The sequence below is a fragment of the Rhodoferax sp. genome (assembly GCF_037143375.1).
GTDB lineage: Bacteria > Pseudomonadota > Gammaproteobacteria > Burkholderiales > Burkholderiaceae_C > Rhodoferax.
Map to the genome: position 1 here is coordinate 1 of NZ_JBAWYV010000214.1, position 4,188 is coordinate 4,188.

Genomic DNA, 4,188 nt, shown 5'->3' on the forward strand with positions numbered 1-4,188 from the left:
GCCACGACGTTGCAGACGGCTAAAGATCTGATTACCCAATTTATGCGTAAACATAACCGGCACTTGGACCGCGACTACCGCGATGGGAACCGCACGTACTATGCACACGGCGACCTTGCTTCCCAATGGGGCGGTGCTGGTCGCGAGCGGGCAAACTGGGACCAACTACACCCCTATCGCCAGCGCAGAGCTGTATAATCCAGCCACCGAGACGTGGACGGCGACAGGCGATCTAAACACCGGACGCTTCTTGAGCAAGGCGATCTTGCTCCCGAATCACAACGTGCTGATCGCAGGGGGGTGCGAAGGCTTCCAGGCGGCTACTGTCATGTTTCTTTCTCTTTCCAGCGCGGAACTATATGTCTGCGAGTCAACGCCCCCGCAGCCCCCCACCAACGGTCTGGTGGCGTATTATCCATTCAACGGGAATGCCAATGACGCGAGTGGGAATCGGAACAATGGAGCAACGGTTGGCTCAACAAACACTTTTGCGACAGACCGTTGGAACCAGAATTCCTCCGCGCTGGTTCTGTCGAACGGGGCCTTTTTCGACTGCGGCATTTTGCTCAGTCCTTCGGCGGGCAATTCCGATTACACGGAAAGTTGCTGGATACAATCAACCCAAGCCTTGGAAATCAGCACTGGCACGCCCGGCTATAAGCGCATCTATTTCATGACGAGAAGGACGGGGTTTGAAACCATTGGCAACGGCACAGGTCAAGGCGGCTGGGGTGGACTGTGCATTGACAATGACGGACTGCTTACTCTGAAACTTGATGATTACTTCTATTTTTATGACGCGACGGTCGGCTCCGCCCCAACAAATGCAGTCGTGTTGGACGGTCGGTGGCATCATTTGCTCGCAGTGCATGCAGATGCTGCTTACAGCCTCTACCTTGACGGCATCCGTGTGGCTAACTTCACAAACACTCACGTTATGGAAGCAAGTGACGGCACAAGGCATTTTTGGCTAGGGAGCAGCGTCTATACCACTTCGGGTCCACGAGATGTTGCACTCTATAGGGGGCAAATGGACGACGTTCGCATCTACAACCGTGCCCTTTCGGATTCCGAAGTCCAGCAGTTGTATGCCTATGAGTCAGCTCCAGCCAACGCCCAAAGCTTGCCACTTCCCCAAGCCAACTTTGAACTGATTCAGGCGATTCAAGACCAATCAAGCCATGTTTGGGTTCTTGGAGCATTCACGAACAGCGTCACGCTCGGAACCAATACGTTCACCTCGCGCGGGCAAAGAGATGCGCTATTGGTACAATACTCGCCGGCAGGAGTTGTGAACTGGGCGGCGACCATTGGTGGTGTTTACGATGACGTTGGGACAACTGGCTATGTGCCGTGGGGGATCAGGATGTCGGTGCAGTCCAATATGTGTGTGATCGCAGGTTGGGAGCACTCAAGTTTAACGGTGGTGGATGGGAGCAAGGTGACAAGCACCACAGCCTATGACGCAGGCAACCAAGCAAGAGAAGAAGTATCCGACGGTTTTCTACTGCATTTTAATTCTGCCGGGCAATTGCTTTGGAAAGCCTCGGTCACTGGCATCTCTGCCACGGATGGTGGTCAATCGACGGCGATAGACAACTCGGGAAACGTTTATTGGGCTGGTTTGTACAACGGATGCTGTCCTTCACAGGGCAGCGCAACTGTAACGGATGGGCTTGGCAGTTCGACCAGCATCACAACATCAAGCTTTGGCACAGGTTTTCTCATCAAGTTCAACTCGTCAGGGGCATATCAGTGGAGCGCCAAGTGCTATAATCGTGATGCGTCCTTCGAATATGGCGTGGCTGTGGACAACGCAGGTGCCGTATTTGTTGCCGGCAACAGCAGGTCCAGCAGCTCTGGAGCCGCCACTACTCTGGTAGATGCAGGAGGAAACGTCCAAAGCGTGGCCAACGGCGGCTATCAGTCAACCTTTCTTGCCAAATTCAGCAGCAGTGGGATTTACGAATGGGCATTGTCAACTCCCGGCGGCCCAGATGGTGTAAACTATGTCGGCTACAATACTCTCATTGCGGCCACCAACGGCGATATTTTCCTGGCGGGAACGTATAACACGGTGGGACTGAGTTTTGGAGGTCAATCACCCCAATTGCCCGTGCCGAACGGGCAAGACGGTTTCGCCGGCTGCATCAGTTCCAGTGGGCAGGTCAAGTGGCTGACCCAATTCGGGGGAGCGGGGGATCAAGCGGTGGCATCGCTTTATCTTCTCGGGAATTCACAAGTATTGGCTGCTGGCAAGACGACAAATGGCTTGAGCATGGCCACCACCAATCTCACCAGTCTGGGCGGCACAGCTGGGTTCGTTGTGACCTTGTCCACCAATGGTTCACCGTTGAATGCCACATTGATTGGCCAAGCCGGTGATGCTGATGTCAGAGGCGCGCAGGGGACCACTTCTGGGGTGACAGTGGTCGCGGGACAGACAATGGCAGGATTTCAAGCTTACGGCGCCACGGTCACCAACGCGGGTGCCTATGTGATTTTAGTAAATGCAGCTCCAAATCCACCGCCTTCCATCATCAGCCAGCCTGCGAGCCAAAACGTCTATCAAGGTAGTCCGGTCAGTTTCAGTGTCATCGCCTCAGGCACGGGCCTTGGTTACCAATGGCGGTTGAACAGCACGAGCATTTCCGGGGCAACCAACGCGAGTTACAGCCTGGCCAGCGCAACGACCAACGATACAGGCATTTACACCGTGGTCGTCAGTAATGCGGGCGGCAGCGTCACCAGCAGCAATGCTATTCTGGCCGTCATTCCGGCAAATCCACCACCAGGCTTTTTAACCAACGGTCTGCTGGCTTATTACCCGTTCAACGGGAATGCAAATGATGCGACCGGAAATGGAAATACAGGGATAACCACAAATATTACCTTTGCGGCCGATCGGTTTGGTATGAGTAGCAGTGCAATACGCTTTAGTGGGGAATCATTTGTTGACCTTGGCAAAGCCATCTTTCCCGCTTCTCCAGCAGTTTATACTGAATGCTGCTGGATCAAATCAACCCAAGTTCTGGAGCCCCGTCCATATGATCCGGGCTACACGAAACACATTGTCTTCATGACTCGACGCACCGGATCGTCCGATGTCGCTACTGGCGGTTGGGCCACATTGGACATTAATGTTTCTGGAAGGCTGTCGCTGAATGTTGATGACTATTACTACGGTAATCTGACCTGTTCCACCTCATCGAACGTGTTGGATGGAGCTTGGCATTCCATTGTCGGCGTTAAGAATGGAACCAATTACGCGCTGTACCTAGACGGAAAGTTGGTGGCCAGCATCGTGGACAATCATGTAATGTCGGCAGGCGACGGAAATCGCTCATTTTGGCTGGGTAAACACTTTTGGCAATATGCAGACCCCACTGGAACAGCGTACTACCAAGGTGATATGGACGAAGTCCGTCTATACAACCGGGCCCTTTCCGATTCCGAAGTTCAGCAGATGTATGCCTACGAGTCAACACCGCCTCCCACCATCACCACCCAGCCCGTGAGCCAAAGCGTTAATCAAGGCAGTCCGGTCAGTTTCAGTGTCAGCGCCACGGGCACGGGCCTTGGTTTCCAATGGCAGTGGAACGGCGTGAACATTCCCGGGGCGACCAACGCCAGCTACAGCCTGGCCAACGCAACTGCTAACAATGCGGGCATTTACGCCGTGATCGTCAGCAATACGGGTGGCAGCGTCACCAGCAGCAATGCCGTTCTGACGGTCATTCCACCCTTCAGCACCGCAACTGGCACGGCGACGTTGTTTGGGTTTTTCGTCGTTGGCGCCAATATCACGGACGGCGGCAGCGGCTACACCAATACCCCGGTCGTTCGGTTCGTCGGTGGGGGCGGGAGCGGAGCCCAAGCGGTCGCGGTGGTCAGCAATGGCATGGTGACGGCCATCAGCATGCTGGATGCCGGATATGGCTACACCAACGCGCCGCTGGTCGTCATCGACCCGCCGTTCATTGCCAATCCGGTTTTGGGCATTGCGCCCATGTCGTTCCTTAGCTTTACCAACTTAACCGTGGGCGGTTCGTATCAATTGCAGCGGTCGATGGGGTGGTATTGGGCCGACGAGCCGGTTAGCTTCACCGCCACCGGTGACAGCTATACGCAGATGGTCGCGGGAGTGGCGGTTAGTGGCGATTACCGGCTGGCGCTCAACCCGGTGCC

At 54.9% G+C, this 4,188-nt stretch carries 1 protein-coding gene; it reads left to right on the forward strand.

Translation table 11 applies throughout. The features are described 5' to 3' along the window. Positions 1-100 precede the first annotated feature (100 nt). A partial coding sequence (locus WCG50_RS17810) for a LamG-like jellyroll fold domain-containing protein (RefSeq protein WP_336900937.1) occupies positions 101-4,188 on the forward strand: 4,088 nt, incomplete at its 3' end.